The sequence below is a fragment of the Lentilactobacillus farraginis DSM 18382 = JCM 14108 genome (genome assembly GCF_000583655.1).
Classification (GTDB): Bacteria; Bacillota; Bacilli; order Lactobacillales; family Lactobacillaceae; genus Lentilactobacillus; species Lentilactobacillus farraginis.
The window spans coordinates 1-18980 of sequence record NZ_BAKI01000006.1 but is presented as its reverse complement, the minus strand read 5'-3'; the positions used below and the strand labels follow the sequence as shown (position 1 = coordinate 18980).

The following is an 18980-nucleotide window of genomic DNA, read 5'->3' as shown; positions in this document are numbered from 1 at the left end:
ACCTGCATTTTCTATTTTAGTCAATCATATTAAGCCTGTGACTCGTTTTCAGAAGCAGCCTGGCGGTTCTTTTCAACTGCTTTCTTTTCAGCATCCGTTTGGTCTGGAATAATAACCGTAAAAGTTGTGCCTTTATGTGGCGCGGAAGTAACCGAAATCTTCCCACCGTGCTGCTGAACCAGCTGATGGACAATTGCCAATCCCAAGCCGGATTCGCCATATTTACGAGTCCGCCTGGAGGCATCCGCTTTATAATAACGTTCAAAAATATTTTTCTGCTGTTCTTCGGTCATACCAATGCCGGTATCTTTGATGCGAATAATCGTTTCGTTATATCCCCGTTCACCGATTAGTGTAATGGTGCCGTTATCAGTGAATTGAATCGCATTATTGGTGATGTTAAAAACGATTTGCACAAACCGATCATAATCGGCATAAATCGGTAATTCAGCCGGTGATTGAATTTCAAAATGATCTTTAGATTCAGCCGCCTTATTGCGCAACTGTTCAACAATACTCTTAAGTACTTTGGCAGCGTTAAAATGACGCTTTTCCAATCGAATCGAATTGGAACGAATTTTTTCGTAATCCAAGTTTTCGTTAACCAACCGAATCAACCGCTGTGTTTCGTTACTCATAAGATCAATACTCTTCCCCCGCTGTTCTTGGGGAATTACATCATACTTAATGCCCTCCAGAATACCTGAAATCGTCGTCAGTGGTGTTCGCATCTCATGCGCGGCATCTGCCAAAAACTCCTGACGTCGCTCTTCTTGTCGCTGAATTTCCTGATTGGCCTTTTCCAAAGATTCCGTCATGTGATTAAAATCCGTAATCAGTTCGCCAATTTCATCGTTGCCACCGGATTTAACCCGGATTTGATAGTTTCCGTTCGAAACCTGGGTAGCTGCCGCCCGAAGCCGACTAATCCGCCGGTTTAATCGACTGGCAATAAAGAAACTGATAATCATGGAAATAATTAAGGAAACGCCCAACCCTTTCAAAAGATCCCGGTTAATTCGATCCACATTTGAATTGACATCAGAAATAAAGGCACCGGCACTCACAACCGCAACCAATTTTTTGTTGTAATAATAAGGTTTTAAAATTTCAATCATTGCCGGCCGGGTTTTACCATTACTCAGTTTAAAGTTTCGATTATTCACCTTTCTGACGATCTGGTCCTTCACCAAATGTTTCCAATCATTTTTGGTTACTTTTGGTGACAAACCGTTATTGGGATAAATAACCTGATTTTTTTGATTAAAAACAGTAAAGTGAACCGATTGATTTTCCAAAAGTGCCTGGGTTGTTTTTAACGTACTCAGACTAAACGACACCTTTTGGCTGCTTTTGGTATTGACGGTTAAAGATTGCTGAATCAAGCTATCTGAATACTTTTCAAGGCTTCGCCACTCATCATCATAAACAAAACTTTTTGACATCCGGCCAAATGAAATCCCTAATAATAAAATTGTCACGGCGATGACCAGAAAAAAGGCCAATAACTGCTGATAAATCATTTTCATTTCGGTTTATCCACTTCACTATCGTCAAATTTATATCCGACGCCCCAGACGGTTTGAATCACCTGAGGACCGACCTCCTCAATTTTTTGACGCAGTTTTTTAATGTGGGCATCAACCGTCCGTTCATCACCATAATATTCATATCCCCAGACCAACTCTAATAATTGCTCACGGGAATAAACCTGCCGGGGCTTTTGTGCCAACGCATTAAGCAGCTCAAATTCTTTAGGTGTTAAGTCAGGAATCAACTGACCATCCAGATAAGCTTCCCGTGTATTGGTATTAAGCTTGAAATGTGCCGTCTTGATCTGATATTCCTTCTTTTTCTGTTCTTCGGGATGCTTGGGTGCCTCAGGCTGCGCTTCAGCATGGGCCCGTCGTTGAAGTGCCTTGATTCGGGCTACCAATGTAATCGGTGAAAATGGCTTGGTGACATAATCATCAGCACCCATTTCAAAACCAAGCACTTGGTCACTGTCGGAATCCCGGGCCGTCAGCATGATAATTGGCACCGATTTTGATTTAGCTCGGATTTCTTTGGCAACTTCCATGCCATCCTTTTTTGGCAAATTCAAATCCAACGTAATAATATCCCAGCTGTCCGGATCTTCATTAAACATATCAACGGCTTCAATTCCGTCGTATGCGAATGAAACGTCCCAGCCTTCCTTTTGAAAAAACATCGACATCATTTCTGAAACCGATTTATTATCTTCTACCATTAACAGTTTCATTGTCTTTCCCCCAACTTCTAATAACTAATAGCTTCTAAATTACCTCGAAGCCAGTGTTTTCTTAAATGGTTTTCCGAAACTGATTCCAAGCGCCCCGTCCAGGGATCGTTGTAAAAATACAATTTCCGGTTAAAACCTGTCAAAACTATTAAGCTTGACCTTAAATTATTCAATCCGCCAACTCGTAATACGATTGGCCGTCTTCTCAGCAATTGCTTATCAAGTTTCCTCAAATTAGCCTTGTTTAAATCTCTAATTGAGTGAGTTTCTGAAATAATTAAATCACTTAATCCGATCAGTCCTGTTTGACTCCGCTGCCATTTTGCAATTGCCGCCTTTAAATCATCATATGAAATATGACTGTTGGCACTTTTGAGCAGCATCATCAACGCTGCGGCTTGGTTATCAATATCAGCCTGCGTTTCCTGCTTAACCACAGGAACGTCCAACCGTCGAAACGTTTTGCGGATATTTCGTTTGGGCAGCCATCCGGATAAATCATCATGAGTAAAATGGTACCAAATCTGTTTATTGAAAAAGCTGATTTGATCAATCAAAAAATCCTGTGTCCTGATTTCATCCGGCACTTTCACTCTTCTGCTGGAAGTCGTAATTTTAGGGCCTTCAGTGGCGAGATACCAGTGTTCGCCAGGGATTCTCCTAAGTCGCACAAAAAACCGATTGGTCTTTTCATTTGCGATGGTTGTCTTTTCCATACTTTCTCACCCCATACTATATCTATTTTACCAGAAATTGGTCAACTTGCTTGAAAAGCACAAAGATTGTTAAGATAATAAAGTAATGATTCAGTTTTCAGCAAATTTATAAATAGGACGGTTAAATTCATGTATAAAGGAATTGCATTTTTTGATCTCGACCACACACTGCTTAATGAACAAACCAAAGTTGATGATGAAGTTGCCGAGGCAATGAAGCAACTGCGCCGCAACAACGTCTTACCGGTCATTTCAACGGGCAGAAACATCTTTGAAATCCCGGAAATTTTAGAAAAAACAGCGATTGACACAGTAGTTTCCGCAAACGGTGATTATGTACTGTTTGAAAACAAACCGGTTTACGAAGCAATTATCAAGCCGGAAATTGTCAGTAACTTTTTAGACTTTGCCAAGTCACTTGGCGAATCAACAACCGTCATGAATAATTTGGGAGCAGCGATTAATTTTGTAACTGAAGACACTAAAAACAATTATGCTTCTATTAACACCAGGATCCCACCATTGGGTGCTGAAGATTATATAAAACAACATCCAATTTACATGATGGTTGTTAACACTGTTGGCCACGATCAAAAATATATTGATACTTTTGATGATACACTGACTTTCTATCGAAATACACCGTTTAGTATGGATGTGGTTGTTAAAAATGGTTCTAAAAAACGTGGTATTCAGGAACTAATCACCAATGCCGGCTTGACCGGCATTCCAACATATGGCTTTGGTGACGGCAATAATGACGTGCCAATGCTGCAATACGTCGATCATCCGGTTGTGATGGGAAATGGTCTTCCCCACGTCAAAGAATATGCTGAATTTATCACAACTAACAATACCGACCACGGCATTGTCAACGGGCTCAAGCATTACCACCTAATCTAATTACTTCTCACACATTTGAATATATGATACAATACTAATTGTATCTATACGGGGTCGTTAAGGATTCGACGGGTATAGGTCGAGCTTGGATTGCGTTTCGTGCGGCGGCACGTTAAAACGCCCAGTTTAAATTATAACTGCAAAAAATAATAACAATTCTTACGCCTTAGCTGCCTAATAAGCGCTTAGCGTAGATCCTCCCAATCTCGCCCATGGGTTGGATCTGGGTCTTAAAATTAGTGGGCTCACGCAGTTGGCTCCCACCTGAAGTCAACTGAAGAGATTAATCAGGTTAGCCATTTATGGGTGCCTTGATTTGCGGCGTTTTAAATGGTGAATTCCAAGTAGTAAATCTATGAACGTAGATATCTGAGTGGCGATATGCTCGGACGCGGGTTCGACTCCCGCCGACTCCATTGATAGGAAAAGACTGATTTTGATTAACGCCTAAAACGTTGATAAATCAGTCTTTTATTTTTTTAAAATTCTTTTTAGACCCAATAGTTCAGATTCAATGGTAAGCATTTTGGTAAGCACGAAATCAAAAACATATTTAAACATCATTGCCAGCCGTGAATTGGTTTATATCCTTATACGGGGATGCTTTTTTATACCCTTGAATAGCCTCTATAACTGCGTCCAATAATCAAATAACAAAAGTGTCGGTTGGCCTCAAGTCAATCATTTAACACATTATTTACATTAGACTGTGTGACTAGCTTACTTGTACTATAATCTGCTCAAAATTGCGCACATCTCTAACGGTGTCCGATAATTTAGCCATGAAAGTTAATCATCCCTTGTCCAACATGGTATCTGGTTAACTTCTAAAACGGGCTAATCAGGGATGCCTTGTCATGCTTTACTACGCTAGTTTAGATTAAATCCGTGCTATACTGACCATTGGCTCTCAAATAAAATTAAGTTCTGCAAATGATATAATTAACTGTTGGATTAAAATATAATGCACGAAAGCTTCCAGGGATGGGAACTCTTTTTATACCTATCGTTAGTAGTGTCAAAAATTAAACGTCATTAAGTAACCGCACTTTAATGATGACTAAGCCAAAAATTCGGCCCAGTGAACTTTACATATTATTGTCCACAAGATGACCCTAGACTTAAAAATGAACAGGCTTATAAAAAACATTACTGCCCACAGCCGCCCAGAAAAGAAGCCAGGTTTAGTCAGGTTATCATTTCCAGTATTTTCCAACATTTAATGAGTGTACTTACAGGTACGCATATCCCAACTAAACATGAAAATACTGAATAATTAGCGTCTTTTCTGTACCGTCTAATCACCAACTAGATATTATCATATTAATGCTTGTAGACGAGGTCTGTTTGGAAGCAGAACAATCATGTATAATCTTGATAAAAAAAGCGAATTGAAATTATCAAATGATGACAATCCCAAAACACTATGAAGCTACTTATGAATATAGTAATAATCTTGCAATATAAATAGTAATTAATATCCCATTGCATGTTTTACGGTTTGCTCGGTCTCCTTATTAATCAACAGGCCCAACATTTTAAAAGCAACACGAGCAGCAGTTTGAGGACAATATGAGGTGATAACATTATTGTCAAAAACTATTGGTTCGTTCACAATGTTTACACCAAATGTTTTGAGTTCTTTTTGTCGATAACCATTTTTCAAATGGTAGGTGGTCGCATTTTTACCTTTCAAAATGCCACTTTTGCCAACCGGTAAAGCCCCAACACATATCGTTGCAATTAATTTACCGGCGTCGTGAAATTGACGAATCAGATTTAAGAATTCATCACTATAGGCCTCTTGGTAAAAACCATATTCTTCAAAGCCTCCAGGAATGGCTAAGGCATCAAAATCATCGATATTAATCTCATCGATAACCTTATCAACCATAACATCAACATCAAAGGTACTACTTACGACAGAAGTGAAACCAGCGGTAGTGACATTAATATCAACCGCATAGTCATTTTTGGACCAACCACAGACATCTATGAACGGACTAAATTCCATGGTTTCAAATCCCTTATTCAAAAACAACAAAACATTGGTCATATCGAACCTCCGAATGAATTAAATTATCATTTAGTATAGCACGATTGTGTGGAATACAAAATTTTTTCTAATTATTCAACTTTTTATGTAATTGCTATGTAGGTACATTACATGGCTAAAGAGTATCTGTTAACTATGTAGGATGTAAGGGATATGATGGCATTTATCTATCCACTTTTGACTTACCAGTTAATAATCTCGTAGTCGAAAGTTCGGCCACCACTTTAAAATTGTCGGCACTGTGCTTCTTTAGCTGACGGGAGCAATCAACCTTAACATTTCTTAACAACCATTTACTTAATATTGAGTAAGCAAATGTCATGTTTTGACACGTTATAATCTTGACATGAAAGAATTTCCCTTCAAATAATATTAAGGATTTTGCCTTAGTGATTGTTATAATTGAGTTCAAATTAGATCACCGGCAACGATGACCTTTTTAGTCAGCAAATGTCAACACTTAGTGCTGTGATGATCCCACTAAAAATAACGTTAAGATGTACCACATAGGTTTTAATCCAGCCAACGCTTACCATGATTACTAACAATCTCGAAAACTATTGAGATCTAAACTGATTTTTTTGATTTTATGTTTAATGATTGTTAAATACATTTATATTTTGAATAACTGTTCTAATAGAGATGAGCCAACTGATGCGTTAAATAATAACTTCGAATTTATCGGGTTTATTGTTGTAAATTTCCCAATACACATCACTAACTTTTTGAGAAGAATTAGCAGATTCCTCTTCAATAGCCTTCGTGATAGTGACCGTCCCCACATACACCCTTTCGTCTTGGAGACTTTTAGCCAAAGAAAATGCGTAATTTCTTAAAGCTGCCTTATCTAAAGACATTGAACTATTTTGAACTGAAGGGTTCAAAGAAACACCTCCACCAGTTAAAATTACGCTACCGTTAGAGGCCTTAAGTTTTGTCAAAGATTCTTGAATACAATCTATTGCGCCACCAACTGTAATTGAAAAATCTTTCTCAACATCTTTTCGAGAAAGTTCTTTTGCGTCAGTATTTCTACGTGCAACAGCATTATAAATTAAAACATCAATATTCTCTATAGTTGAAAATGCATGTTTAATAGAAGTGCTGTCGTTTAAATCAATCTTCTTTGTTGTTATTTGAATATTCTTTAATTTGAAATTTTGTTGTGCAATATCAAGCTTTGCTGAGTTTCTTCCCATTAAAAAAATACTAAAGCCTTCATGAGAAAACTTCTCAATAATCTTTACACCAAGTTCAGATTTTCCCAAACCTATTAATACCATATTTTTCACTATCGATACCCTCCTAAAGTTAAATTATAGCAAGGATTAAAAAATCCGTCTGATTCCATATCAATCACACATAGAATTTCCCGAAGAATTATCTAAAACTTTTCCACCAGTGTTGTAACATAATTTCAAATTTATATGGCTCGTTTCGTTTAATGACTACACAGTCTTCTGTGAATTAAGCCATATATCCATTGAGAATTACAACTGTTATAGCTAACATTAACTAAAAAATTTAAACTCAACGTAAGCATTCGTCATTCAAAGTTAATGTAATATTTACTCCCACAACGATCAGAAATCCGGGTTGAATAAATAGTCTGGAACACCATCTATAGCCACAGTTAGATGGTGTTCTATCTCAGAGCTTCCTTACGGGCGCCAATATCCTTATTTTAGCACTCTAACGTTTTACGCATCAACACTGATAAAGGCTAATGCCAAACGATCTTGTTGAGATTATCAGGTAAGGACAATTTTTAAAACTTAATCTAACAGTGATAGTTCCGTTGTTACGAATTGCTGGGTCCACAATCACATAAGTATAAACCGTCTGACACTTAGGAAGATCATGTAGTGAGGCCTGTTGAAAAAGCTCGAAATTCACTATACGCCTAAACATGGCAGTTGGTTGAACATTGCCGAAATTGGGTTGAATCTGTTTACCCGGCAATGCCTAGCTAACCGGCGTTTAGGCAGTGTAGCCAAATTAAATCAAGAACTCCAGGCCTGGTGCCGGCAGCGGAACCAAAAGGGCATCACGGTAAATTGGCAGTTCACGACAAAAGATGCCCGCACTAAATTACAATCGCTGTATCCTAAATTAAGTGATTAATTCAATTTAGAAAGCTACGCCACACTAGGTATCCGGTGGATAGCTCTACCTATTGTTCTATTGCTTCAATCATCATTTTCAGGTCGTTGTGAACGACCTCGACTATTAACTCTAGCTCTTGTTTAAAACGATAGCCAACTTTTGTTGAATTAGGCGTTATCTGCCTCATGGATAACCAACCCATCGACATTTTATTATTTAAAGCAACTACATACATTCTTCTTTATGTTGCTAACAATGGCCAACGAAGCCTTAACATTTCTTAACCTACTAGATATGATTAAACATCCCTAACCTTAATGCTTAGTCAAAGCTGTCACTAGCTTAAATGGTGAGATGCTGTTAATTTTCAAATGAATGAATTATCTGATATGTCGGGTACTTCCCAGTCATATATTTTTCAAATCAAAAATAATGTAAGGCTTCCACCTCTAACGCGCGATTCCACAGTCCCAACAGAGGCACAGATACACAAGTTCTTTATGACGCATTAAGAAGGGTAAAACATCAAAATAAAGCTAAAATTATTCAAAGTAAATATTTAGACAAAATTGCGGATTCAAACTGTGAAAAGCAAATCACTTTAACGAAAGATGAAGCCATTAGATCTTCTATAGCAACCAACGAATCTACAATAAATGATTAAACCGACTATCAGAAAATACAGCGACTAAAAAATCAATATACATAATCAGACTTGAATCACAAAAAAAATCACATCTTATTTTACGTGATGTTCTGTTGCTAAAATAGATTAGCAAAGAATAATTTGAAGATAATCTCTTTAACTGAGGTCACTAGATAAGAAGTTTGGGATTAGCCTTTTATCTTGGTATATATTCATGTTAAAATTAATATAACAATTACTCTATTGATTTCGATTCCAAAATAACTATCTCAGTATTTTTTAAAGGTGGGGTAAATTATGAAGAAAAATGCGGTTACTATTGAGTTTCCATTAAGGGGCGAATGGGTCGCTCCCACCACTCCTGCTAAACGTATTCCGAGCCATGGTACTAATCGCATGGGCTTAAAATATGCTTTTGATTTTTTGCAGGTTGATCAAAACAATATGAATAAATTTTATGATGCAAGTACTTTCAGATTTTTAATCTTAGGGGTGCCCCTTAAGAAATGCTACTGTTATGGAAAGGATATTTATGCACCATGTGATGGTGAGGTTGTTGCAAAAATTGATGGTGTTCCTGAAAGAAAACACGTTCATTGGTTACGAGAATCCATTATCGGCATAAAGAAATCCTTTACCTTTAATGAAGAGACAGATGATTTTAGTATAATTGCTGGCAATTTTATTATTATAAAGTGCTCAGAAAATGTATACATGGCTTTTGTTCACTTACAAACAGACTCTATTGCTGTTTCATTAAATGAAAAAATACCGAAGGGTTCTTTTTTAGGCAAAGTTGGTCATTCAGGAAATTCCACATCCCCTCACCTACACTTTCAAGTTATGGACAGCAGTGATTTAAAAAATGCTAACGGAATCCCGTGTTTTTTCGAAAAGTATCAAATTTATCAAAACGATACTTGGAAAACTGTTTATAGTCAGATCCCCTCCGAAAAAGACAGGATTAAATTTAACAAGAATCAGTAATGTCTCCTTTCCTTTATTCATTGTTTAATTTTTTTGAGAGTTGAACAATAATAGAATCTCTAAATTAGCTTGTTTTAGAAATAAAACTCCTGTGAAATCAGTGCTTTGTACACTATTTTACAGGAGTTTTTAAGTAACTTCTTTGTTCGGGAAATTCTTTGTATTCTATTTCAGCGATTTAATTACCAAGTTGTAGCCTTGATGTGTGGCCAGGCCTCACAACTTTCTTAATGTCAAATTGTGTGTCCGCCTTAAAGTTATCTACTTTTTGCTTTAAAACAATGGAGTACTAGCAAAAGAGATAGTGTTCCATACTGCCTTCTCCGTCCCACCAACATTAGCGATATTCTCATTGGAGAACACTAAACTTTTTGGTGATACTTCGAATAATCGAATCTTCGCCAGATAGCATTATTCCAACGGGACGAGTTACTTCAGTTGAACTACTCTTAATTTTAGCTTGGTAATCTGAAAATTGATTATTTAATGACTGACCAGTTGCAGAAAACACGACACTGATTAAGTCGGGATTTGCTTTAACAGAATCTGCAAGATTAAGTATCTGTCCGGCACCGGCTTTTAGAATGATGGTACTATTTTTGATACCAGCATGTTGGACACCGTTAAGATCAAGAATTGTATCATCAGAAAAAAGTGCCGCTTCCTTCTTAACCATCTGCCCCATTAAAATCGCTGATACATTACCAACTTCCCCAGGATGCAAATGTTTTTCTAAAACAATTACATTTCTTCTCATATTACACCTCACCTGTTTAATTATTAATATTACACAAAAACAATAAAAAAGGCAATACAAGAAGTTAATACATTTTTTAACTGCTCTGTCAGCGAATTTTAGCACTCTCATCTGTAATGCCATTACTTTTCTTCTTTATTTTTTCGGCTCATCCTCGTTTCCGCTATTTTTATCATCATCAAAAAGGTCATGGTACTTTTTTTTAATCATGTCATGGTGAACTCTGTCGTAGTATTTCACATCTCCGGGACTAAAAATGGAAAAGTTTTGATGCCAAATCTCAAATGGATGATTTTGATGATCTAAATTGTGTTTGTTAAATACGGCTTTCAGTTTGTTATATTCTTTTTTGGCATTTTCACCCCATGTGGTTTTTGGTATCTTTAAAGTTTCATTATTCGAAAATGTTTGCGTAAACCGTCCAAAATTTTCATCAACCGTTTTATATACAATTTCGATTTTTTCTTTTTTGAATTCTTCTCTTTTGGGATATCTGTAACTAACAAGTACGGCTTTTTGAACTAAAGAAGGAATAATAATAACATCGACAATCCTACCAGTGCCCTCTTCAAACACCGCAAAAATAATATTTACAGCTGGACGTGTACTTAAATTTTCTAATCTAAAAAAATTTCCATAAAAACGGTCAAAATCAATACTAGTGCTGGAATGATAAACCAATCGTTAACCTTTACGCCATACTGCGTTATGCAGCTCAAAAACGGTCTATTGCTAGCCACTATCTCATCTTTGTTATCCTGGTGTTGTACTTTTATAGCTTGATAGACACCTACAATAGAAATTATAGCCCCTAAATATCCTCCCCAAAAACCTAACCACCCATCGTTGGACCCTCCAGGAACGTTAGCAAGTAAGGAAGTCATAAGGACCTGAATTAAGAAAGGTGAAATAACTGCTACAAGTGCTAAAGTAGGCCAAAACCAATTATATTTTTTCTTGTTTTTCATTGTTATGCCTCTAAAAATTCTTTTTATAAAAGCATAACAAAACCCTGGCATGACTGCCAGAGCTATTTAAAGATTATCCTAGAAAGTAAGTGTCAATAATGACAATACAGTGGCAAGGAATCGAACCCTACATATGCCATCCACCGCACCCAACTTTATATATTCGGGGAAATTATATTTTTTCTAAGCTATCACTACAGCATTAAAGAGTGGAGTTAGTATGAAACTTGAGACAACTTTTGGGAGAGTGTAAAATTACTTACTATATAAGAAAGGGTTGTCTCATAATGTCAAAACGTTATCCCATTGAATTCAAGCAGAATATTATTGATTTATATCAGCATAAAGTTAAGTCGGCAGCTGAATTAGCTAAAGAATATGGCATTGGTTATTCCACGGTTTTAAAATGGGTTTCTGGTAGCCAGAAGTCACCCGTTAGCGGCTTAACCGCTGATGAAGCTAAGACCCAAGTCAAACGAATTAAACAGTTGGAAGAGGAAAACCTCATTTTAAAAAAAGCGCTAGGGCTGCTGGCAAAAGACTGATTTATCCGTTAATTAAACGAGAAAGCGATGCTGGAAACTATAGTATTTCGAAACTGTGTCAAGCATTAGCTGTCAACAGCTCCGACTATTATCGTTGGTTACATCACGAACCAACCAAGTGGGAGCGTGAAAACGAAGATTTAAAAGAACGGATCAGTCGTATTTGATTGACTAGTGAAAAGCGCTACGGCGCTGGTAAGATTCTGAGAAAACTTATGCAGGAATTGGCGCCACTGGATCGAACTTGTAGTCTTAAACGGCTGCAACGGTTAATGAAACAATTGGGGATTCGATCCATCACCCGTAGGAAGTGGCGGCCAGTTACCGTTAAGCCAGAAGTAGCGCCGGAACGACCCAATCTGCTTAATCAGGATTTTTCAACCACTGGAATCAACCAAAAAAGGTGTGCCGATATGACCTACATTGAAACGCAAGCCGATGGCTGGTGTTATTTGTCGACCATTATAGATCTGCATTCCAAAATGATCATTGGCTACTCATTCGGCAAAACAATGGAGACAGACTTAGTACTGCGAACCTTGGATTAAGCGATGAGTAATCAGGCGATCAATGACCAACTGATTTTACATACTGATCAGGGTACCCAATATACAAGTAAAAACTATCAGGAGCGGTTAGCCAAATTGGGTATTCAACATTCCTTTAGCCGCAAGGGTTGCCCTTACGACAATGCCGAGATTGAGTCTTTCCATGCGGCTTTAAAAAAGAAACTTGTTTAATCGATTAGCTCTTTTTATTTTCCGAATGACCTTTTTTCAGATTCGAGAAAGGAGGCCATTTTCTTAATAAAGTCATTACGATTCATCTAGTTTTTCTCTTAATGCCTCTATTAGAACTTGGCTAAAATTAATGTCACGTTCTTTAGCTTCTTCTGCCAAATCAACAGGAATATTGACATTTTTCGTTATAGTTACTACTTTGATTTGCTTTTTTGCTGCTTTTAAATCTACAGCAATCATAACGACATAATCATTTGCTTCTTCGAGTTTAATATCTTTAATTACGCTAGCTTTTGGTAGTTTTTTACGATTGGCCAATACCAGCCCTAGAACTTCGTTTGCGGAATAAGCCGCTTCTTTCTCGTCATGCCCGTACGTGATAGCTTCCGGCACATCTGGAAAAGTTACGTTGATGGCACTGTCATCTGGCTCAGGGCTAAAAACTGCCGGATAAATTACGGTTTTATTTTTTGGCATTCCAATCTCTCCCCCCTCAACATTGTATAAAAGACACTGGACAATCTATTTATTATTGTTGAAACGTTTCGTCATTAATATTTTTATTCGACCAACAGCACCTAATTAAGGATACTTCAATTTTAACAGAGTCGTTTGCTGAGAGCTGCAAAAAAACGTTTTTAAGGGGCTAAAAATTACATAACCAAAAACCAAGGGACTAAAAGAAACCGCCAAATTGTACACGAAAATGTATCCGCGTACTTGGGATTAGCCTTCTCCAATTGCTTTTCCAAATAAAACAACAAAAACCCGGTTAGCAAAAATAAAAGACCAGGTAGACCATCATTAATTCCTAACACAAAGAAAGCAACTACCTGCCAACTAAAAAATGCAATGTAAGCAAAGCGAGTCGCCCATATGGCCAATTTAATCTTCCTTAAAGTATCCAAACAATCAACTCCAGTCATCTAACGGTCCCTTAATTTCAATCAATCAAAACTGTTACATTAACCTTAACAGAAGCGCTTAATTGTCACAATCCATGCCGAGGAAATCATAACCAATGAAAACACGGCTTGCCACAAAGGCTTCACCTATGCTATACTCCATAACGGTGCCAAACCACGGTGAGTTCGTAACGATCGGCGCGTATGCGTTCAGAAGGTCGAAGCGGCTCACCACTTTTTATGCCATTTTTTAAAGCAACTTTTAGTCTACCAATTTACATATAACGTATTTACTGTCATGTGCCGTTGCCCAAGTGCTAGCCGGCACTTTTTTAGTTTATAAGTGCTAAACTAGTAGCGTTAATAAACTGACAAAAAGGAAGTGCCGAAAATGGACGAAGTGTTACTCTTAACAATTATTTTGGCAGCCGTTGTTTTGGCCAATATTTTGGCACGTTACTTTACGAGGATCCCGTTGCCGTTCTTCCTGATTTTTCTGGGATTCTTATTAGCCGGGTTGCCTGTCTATCAGGATTTTCATCTGGATCCTTCAACCTTTGCGCTTGCGGTTATTTCGCCAATGCTGTTTAACGAAGCCCAAAACAGCTCCCGGTTGTGGATTGGCAGATCGATTACCAATATTTTGTCATTGGCCGTCGGACTGGTTTTGGTCAGTGTCCTGGCCGTGGGATCCGGATTGCATCTAATCTATAATATTTTACCGCTCAGCTTAGCTTTCGCTTTGTTGGCAATTGTGACGCCAACTGATGCTTCAGCAGTAAACTCTATTTTTGAAGCAAATCCGATTGCTGAAGAACAGGCTGGCATTTTGCAACATGAATCATTGTTTAATGACGCTGCCGGCATTGTTATTTTTGACATTTCACTAACGGCTTTTATTTCCGGAACCTTTTCCGTCGAGTTCGCTGTTGCCATGTTTCTCTGGGAATTTTTAGGCGGTCTGCTTTTTGGCAGTTTGATCGGCGTCATCATCGTCAGTATTCGGTTATTTTTAATCCGATACAATGACGACACCCCTTTAACAATGGTGCTGATCCAGTTACTAACCCCGTTTTTGGTTTACCTGCTGGCTGAAAAATTGGCTTTATCCGGAATTCTGGCAGTTGTCGCTGCCGGACTGGTTCAAGGATCTGAACGCGAAAAGCTTCGACTAACATCTTCAAGAATGCAACTGATCACCAGTAATGTCTGGGAGATTGTTTCCGGTTCTCTATCAGGAACGGTTTTCGTCTTACTTGGTCTGTCATTGCCTGAAGTCATCAATGCGATGCATCAATCTCCCAACCCTAATTTTGGTATCTATAAACTAATTGGTTTAGGCATTCTGGTTTATCTTGTAAAGGGGCTTATCCGGTTTATCTGGAGTCGCTATCTGATCAAACGGCGGGTCAAAACCGGCAGAGAATGGCGTGACAGCCTGGTTATGGCTTTCAGCGGTGCTAATGGAACGATTACCCTCTCACTGGCTTTCTCAATGCCCAACACCATTGCCGGTCAACCATTCGAATTTCGAGGGCCACTTATTTTTCTGGCTGCGGTTGTTATTTTAATCAGCCTGATTATGCCAACAATTTTTGTCCCGATGCTATTGCCGAGTCAAGAGACCAACCAGCCAAGATATCGTTGGGTCCGCCGGATGATTCAAGCCGCCATCAGTGACTTGGCAAAGGAAAAAGCACATCCCGACGAAGCTCAGGTCGTGATCGATTCTCTGCAGCAGCAGCTCGTTTTAGATGCCACGCCTAACTTTAAACTTCGCCGTCAATTAATGAGCGAAAGTCATCAGGTTGAATTAGCAGCCGTTCAGAAACTATACGATGCCGGCAAAATCACCAAGGATGAACAATTTTACTATGGTAAATTTTTGCAGTTAAACAATTTTTCAGCCGATGAAAAAATTTGGAAAAACGTTCTTTTGAGAATTCGATTCAGCTTGCATATCGGTCATCTTTACCGGGACATGAACCGGGTTCAAAATGCTTTTTTGACCGCCCCAATCATTCTGGAGGAGGTCTACTGGCGGGAACAATTCAGAGCCACGGGGAAGATATCCTGCCGATCGAACAGGCCGGCTTTGATGCCGTCATGGCCTTCTTAAAAGAAAAAGACATTAAAAGTGGGGTTGAAGCCAACATGGTTAGACGTTTTTACCGCACCCGTCATCGCCGGATTCACGGTAAAGATGTCAACGGTGATATCGTTTACCAAATGTTTTTGCGGGCCTTTCATAGCGAATATGAATTAATTCAGGAAGCCCTCGGTTCCGGAAAAATCGACTCATCATTGGCCGAAAAACTGCAGCAGCGAATTTCAATTGATGAAATGACTTATCTGCAAAATACAGAAATATTCAGCAATTAAGTTTGACATGATAGCAAGCCCCGATGGCATTATCTTCATCAACATGAAGACGCGATGCCATCGGGGCTATATTTTTGAAAATGCGAATTCCCCTAATACGGTTTCATTTGAATACCACGCTAATTGATATTTAACGTATACTAATAGTAGTATCATTCACTAAGAAAGAGGGATGACCATGCAACCAAAAGTCCTCATTGTCGATGACGATCCGGCTATATTAAAAATGTTAACCCGTTACTTTAGATTAAAACTTTCAAATATCACACTATTAACCGCTGATTCGGGAACATCAGCACTCAATCAATTACCTCAAAATCCCAACTTAATTCTACTCGATATTAACTTACCCGATATCGACGGCTTTACACTTACTAATAAAATCCGAAAAATTTCAACCTCACCGATTATTTTTTTAACAGCTCGAGTTACCGATCAGGATAAAGTTCGCGGATTAAGTCTTGGCGGGGACGATTATGTTACCAAACCATTCAGCCTGGCAGAACTCGGCGCCCGCATCAAAGCGCACCTAAGACGCGAATCATTACCTGAAAAGCACGCCCAAGTTGCAATATTTAATAACATTATGATTAATTACAGTGCTCAACAGGTTTTGATTGATGAGCAGGTTGTCGATTTCGAAAAAAAGCAATATCAACTGATTGCCTTTTTAAGCTTAAATCCGGGACAAGTCTTCAGTCGGGAAAAGTTATATGAAAAGCTCTGGGGCTATGATGCCACCGGTGATGCACGCGTGATAACCGAACATATTCGCCGGATCCGAAATATTTTCAGCCAGTTTAAAGTGGCTACCCCAATTGAAACTGTCTGGGGGGTGGGTTACAAATGGCAAGGTTAACAAGCACACTCAAAAATCAGCCCATTAAAACTGCCTTGTTGCGGCTAATTCTGATGGGAACAATCCTTTCAGTTTTTTCGATTTTAGGATATCTCGTTTTATGGAATGCCTTTATGAATCTTATTTACCGTTTTATTGCCAATTGGGTGCTTGGTGGCGTTATTTTATATTTCGTTGGTGCACTGGTAGGCAGCTTCGTGCTGGCATACCTGATTATGAATGCCACTGCCCGCTTTTTCTACAAGCTTAAACTAGCTCGTCCGTTAACCCAGTTAAATCAAGGAATTATCCGGATTCAAAATCAAGATTTGGATTTTGAACTAAAACCGGCCGCCAGCGATGAATTGGGGAAGCTGATTCAGGCATTTGAAAAAATGCGTCGCGCACTTCAAACGGCTTTAAAAACAGCTTGGCAGCTGACGGAAGATCAAAAACAAGTTAACGCGGCATTTGCGCACGATCTACGAACACCGCTAACAATTCTTCAGGGAAACGTTGAGTTATTGGAGCTTCAATCCGATCAACTGGACACCGCTGCTTTAAAAGACATTAAGCAGCAACTCGATCGCATTAATGCGTTTATTGAGCGAATGAGCCGCCTATCGACAATTCAAAATCTTCATTTAACACCTTCAATCACCTCGATCAACCTCTTAACAAAAACACTTCACCGAGAAGCTGAACAGCTTAAGACCGATAAAACCATTCAGTGGCAGACAACTATTTCAGATGCCAATCAAACCGTTTCAATTTCAAAGTCTGCTATGCTGGAAATCTTCGATAACCAGCTGACGAATGCTTTTCGATTCGCGAAAAAAGCCGTTACCATTAACTTAATCATTGAAAAAAACAGCCTCACAATCAAAGTTTGTAACGACGGCCGGCCACTTCAACCAGCCGAGTTAAAAAACGCGATGCTGCCGCACTTTTCCGGCAATAAGTCCGGGAATCATTTGGGAATCGGACTATACATCTGCAGCCAATTATGTAAGCAACACCACGGTCACTTTACAATAAAAAATCAATCACCTAATGTCGGCGTCTGTACAATCGCTAAACTTGCTTACTTATAAGTAAACTGGTTTGTTGTCAAATTCTTGATATTTATTCGTTATGATCTCCTTAGAAAGTTAAGGAGGTTTTTTTATGGCAACTATTCATATTGATAATTTAACAAAACGCTATCGAGGAAAGTCAACACCGGCCCTAAATCACATTTCACTGGAAATTCAATCAGGGATGTTTGGCCTGCTGGGAAAAAACGGTGCCGGAAAATCAACCCTATTAAAAATATTGACAACCCTTGAGCAACCAACTGCCGGCTCGATTACTGTCAACGGTATTGCAATCAGAAATAAGGCTAAGATACGCAACCTTATTGGTTATCTGCCACAGCATTTTGGCTTTTATCCCAACATGAAAGTTTTTGACGCGTTGACTTATCTGGCAATTCTTGCGAAAGTACCACCCCGCCAGCAAAAGCACCGAATCAACCAGTTATTAGATGAAGTTAATTTAAGCGCCCAATCCACTGCAAAGATCAAATCGTTATCCGGCGGTATGCTTCAACGTTTAGGCATTGCCCAGGCACTGATTAATGACCCACAGGTTTTAATTGTTGATGAGCCAACTGCCGGCCTCGATCCCGAAGAACGGATTCGATTGCGAAATTTACTGACATCATTTGCTCAAAATAGGACTGTGATTTTATCCACCCACATTGTTTCAGATATTGCAGCAACAACAAATAAACTTGGTATCCTTAACGAAGGCAACCTTATTTTTCACGGAAATTCCCAAAAATTGATTGCTAATGCAAAGGGGCATCTTTTTGAAACCCGGCTTCTCAACGATCAGCTGCCGCATTTTAAACTGAATCACCAACTAACAGAACAAATTTCCGAAGATTCATCTGTTAAAATCAGATTTCTATCTCAAAATCCGGTTTCAGATGCAACGCCGGTTTTACCCACACTAGAAGAAGTCTATCTGTATTTACAAACAGTTCACGAGGAGGTTATAAAATGAAAGCATTCTGGTTGGAATTCAAACGGCTAACGGTTAATCCAACATTTTTAATTTATGCGTTACTTGTGATCGCATTCATCATGTTGAATGTCTGGCCATTAGTTACAGGCAGCTTAACT

The 18980-nt window shown here is 38.6% G+C and carries 16 protein-coding genes, 1 other RNA gene and 2 pseudogenes; 10 read left to right on the top strand and 9 right to left on the bottom strand.

The window, feature by feature from the left end; all coding sequences use genetic code 11:
• Positions 1-29: 29 nt before the first annotated feature.
• The 3 genes from JCM14108_RS03650 to JCM14108_RS03640 are packed head-to-tail and all read right to left on the bottom strand — an operon-like array spanning position 30 to position 2979.
• A complete protein-coding gene (locus JCM14108_RS03650; protein WP_035178492.1) occupies positions 30-1529 on the bottom strand; it encodes an ATP-binding protein in 1500 nt (499 codons plus the stop codon).
• Positions 1526-2263 carry a response regulator transcription factor gene (locus JCM14108_RS03645; RefSeq protein ID WP_035178491.1) on the bottom strand — a complete coding sequence of 246 codons (738 nt, stop codon included), beginning with the start codon at positions 2261-2263 and terminating at the stop codon, positions 1526-1528. Before JCM14108_RS03645 ends, JCM14108_RS03650 begins: the two co-directional genes overlap by 4 nt.
• A gap of 17 nt (positions 2264-2280) precedes the next feature.
• Complete coding sequence (locus JCM14108_RS03640; protein ID WP_035178489.1) at positions 2281-2979, bottom strand: cysteine peptidase family C39 domain-containing protein; 699 nt, start codon at positions 2977-2979, stop codon at positions 2281-2283.
• Between the two features lie 129 nt (positions 2980-3108).
• Between JCM14108_RS03640 and JCM14108_RS03635 the strand changes: the two genes are divergently transcribed.
• Both JCM14108_RS03635 and ssrA read left to right on the top strand, forming a co-directional pair.
• Entirely contained in the window at positions 3109-3882 is a 774-nt protein-coding gene (locus tag JCM14108_RS03635) for a Cof-type HAD-IIB family hydrolase (protein WP_035178487.1), read from the top strand.
• A 50-nt stretch (positions 3883-3932) separates the two neighbouring features.
• Positions 3933-4301: a transfer-messenger RNA gene (gene ssrA, locus JCM14108_RS14245) on the top strand.
• Positions 4302-5356: 1055 nt separating this feature from the next.
• Here ssrA and JCM14108_RS03630 read toward each other — a convergent pair.
• Together JCM14108_RS03630 and JCM14108_RS03625 are read right to left on the bottom strand one after the other, a co-directional pair.
• Complete coding sequence (locus tag JCM14108_RS03630) at positions 5357-5938, bottom strand: DJ-1/PfpI family protein (RefSeq protein WP_035178485.1); 582 nt, start codon at positions 5936-5938, stop codon at positions 5357-5359.
• 659 nt (positions 5939-6597) lie between these two features.
• A complete protein-coding gene (locus JCM14108_RS03625; protein ID WP_235807165.1) occupies positions 6598-7221 on the bottom strand; it encodes an SDR family NAD(P)-dependent oxidoreductase in 624 nt (207 codons plus the stop codon).
• Positions 7222-7813: 592 nt separating this feature from the next.
• Between JCM14108_RS03625 and JCM14108_RS03620 the strand changes: the two genes are divergently transcribed.
• Both JCM14108_RS03620 and JCM14108_RS03615 read left to right on the top strand, forming a co-directional pair.
• Positions 7814-8062, top strand: coding sequence for a transposase (locus JCM14108_RS03620; RefSeq protein WP_051996002.1), 249 nt, complete (start codon positions 7814-7816; stop codon positions 8060-8062).
• Between the two features lie 925 nt (positions 8063-8987).
• Positions 8988-9677 carry a M23 family metallopeptidase gene (locus JCM14108_RS03615; RefSeq protein WP_035178481.1) on the top strand — a complete coding sequence of 230 codons (690 nt, stop codon included), beginning with the start codon at positions 8988-8990 and terminating at the stop codon, positions 9675-9677.
• A 349-nt stretch (positions 9678-10026) separates the two neighbouring features.
• On the opposite strand, the gene JCM14108_RS03610 is transcribed toward JCM14108_RS03615, so the two are convergent.
• The 3 genes from JCM14108_RS03610 to JCM14108_RS03600 form a co-directional block, all read right to left on the bottom strand.
• Positions 10027-10434, bottom strand: coding sequence for a DUF2000 family protein (locus JCM14108_RS03610; RefSeq protein WP_035178479.1), 408 nt, complete (start codon positions 10432-10434; stop codon positions 10027-10029).
• Positions 10435-10569: 135 nt separating this feature from the next.
• Entirely contained in the window at positions 10570-11115 is a 546-nt protein-coding gene (locus JCM14108_RS03605) for a hypothetical protein (RefSeq protein ID WP_035178477.1), read from the bottom strand.
• Positions 11052-11402, bottom strand: a complete 351-nt coding sequence (locus JCM14108_RS03600) for a hypothetical protein (protein WP_035178475.1) — start codon at positions 11400-11402, stop codon at positions 11052-11054. Before JCM14108_RS03600 ends, JCM14108_RS03605 begins: the two co-directional genes overlap by 64 nt.
• Positions 11403-11689: 287 nt before the next feature.
• Between JCM14108_RS03600 and JCM14108_RS03595 the strand changes: the two genes are divergently transcribed.
• Both JCM14108_RS03595 and JCM14108_RS14515 read left to right on the top strand, forming a co-directional pair.
• Positions 11690-11947 carry an IS3 family transposase gene (locus JCM14108_RS03595; protein WP_035178473.1) on the top strand — a complete coding sequence of 86 codons (258 nt, stop codon included), beginning with the start codon at positions 11690-11692 and terminating at the stop codon, positions 11945-11947.
• Between the two features lie 167 nt (positions 11948-12114).
• A pseudogene (locus JCM14108_RS14515) lies at positions 12115-12687 on the top strand (IS3 family transposase).
• A 75-nt stretch (positions 12688-12762) separates the two neighbouring features.
• Here the strand turns inward: JCM14108_RS14515 and JCM14108_RS03585 are convergent.
• Positions 12763-13164, bottom strand: coding sequence for a type II toxin-antitoxin system HicB family antitoxin (locus JCM14108_RS03585; RefSeq protein ID WP_035178472.1), 402 nt, complete (start codon positions 13162-13164; stop codon positions 12763-12765).
• An 819-nt stretch (positions 13165-13983) separates the two neighbouring features.
• On the opposite strand from JCM14108_RS03585, the pseudogene JCM14108_RS03575 reads away from it, so the two are divergent.
• From JCM14108_RS03575 to JCM14108_RS03560, 4 genes and pseudogenes are all read left to right on the top strand, one after another.
• Positions 13984-15974, top strand: a pseudogene (locus JCM14108_RS03575) (cation:proton antiporter).
• Between the two features lie 178 nt (positions 15975-16152).
• Positions 16153-16833, top strand: a complete 681-nt coding sequence (locus tag JCM14108_RS03570) for a response regulator transcription factor (protein WP_035178470.1) — start codon at positions 16153-16155, stop codon at positions 16831-16833.
• Entirely contained in the window at positions 16821-17906 is a 1086-nt protein-coding gene (locus JCM14108_RS03565) for a sensor histidine kinase (protein WP_035178469.1), read from the top strand. Before JCM14108_RS03570 ends, JCM14108_RS03565 begins: the two co-directional genes overlap by 13 nt.
• A 73-nt stretch (positions 17907-17979) precedes the next feature.
• Entirely contained in the window at positions 17980-18861 is an 882-nt protein-coding gene (locus JCM14108_RS03560; RefSeq protein ID WP_035178467.1) for an ABC transporter ATP-binding protein, read from the top strand.
• Positions 18862-18980: the final 119 nt, after the last annotated feature.

Excerpts from the sequence above, each read along its gene's own strand:
- JCM14108_RS03615 (WP_035178481.1), top strand. The coding sequence starts at position 8,988 with ATGAAGAAAAATGCGGTTACTATTGAGTTTCCATTAAGGGGCGAATGG.
- JCM14108_RS03630 (WP_035178485.1), bottom strand. The coding sequence starts at position 5,938 with ATGACCAATGTTTTGTTGTTTTTGAATAAGGGATTTGAAACCATGGAA.
- JCM14108_RS03595 (WP_035178473.1), top strand. The coding sequence starts at position 11,690 with ATGTCAAAACGTTATCCCATTGAATTCAAGCAGAATATTATTGATTTA.
- JCM14108_RS03570 (WP_035178470.1), top strand. The coding sequence starts at position 16,153 with ATGCAACCAAAAGTCCTCATTGTCGATGACGATCCGGCTATATTAAAA.
- JCM14108_RS03585 (WP_035178472.1), bottom strand. The coding sequence starts at position 13,164 with ATGCCAAAAAATAAAACCGTAATTTATCCGGCAGTTTTTAGCCCTGAG.
- JCM14108_RS03600 (WP_035178475.1), bottom strand. The coding sequence starts at position 11,402 with ATGAAAAACAAGAAAAAATATAATTGGTTTTGGCCTACTTTAGCACTT.
- JCM14108_RS03560 (WP_035178467.1), top strand. The coding sequence starts at position 17,980 with ATGGCAACTATTCATATTGATAATTTAACAAAACGCTATCGAGGAAAG.
- JCM14108_RS03625 (WP_235807165.1), bottom strand. The coding sequence starts at position 7,221 with ATGGTATTAATAGGTTTGGGAAAATCTGAACTTGGTGTAAAGATTATT.
- JCM14108_RS03640 (WP_035178489.1), bottom strand. The coding sequence starts at position 2,979 with ATGGAAAAGACAACCATCGCAAATGAAAAGACCAATCGGTTTTTTGTG.
- JCM14108_RS03645 (WP_035178491.1), bottom strand. The coding sequence starts at position 2,263 with ATGAAACTGTTAATGGTAGAAGATAATAAATCGGTTTCAGAAATGATG.
- JCM14108_RS03565 (WP_035178469.1), top strand. The coding sequence starts at position 16,821 with ATGGCAAGGTTAACAAGCACACTCAAAAATCAGCCCATTAAAACTGCC.
- JCM14108_RS03610 (WP_035178479.1), bottom strand. The coding sequence starts at position 10,434 with ATGAGAAGAAATGTAATTGTTTTAGAAAAACATTTGCATCCTGGGGAA.
- JCM14108_RS03650 (WP_035178492.1), bottom strand. The coding sequence starts at position 1,529 with ATGAAAATGATTTATCAGCAGTTATTGGCCTTTTTTCTGGTCATCGCC.
- JCM14108_RS03635 (WP_035178487.1), top strand. The coding sequence starts at position 3,109 with ATGTATAAAGGAATTGCATTTTTTGATCTCGACCACACACTGCTTAAT.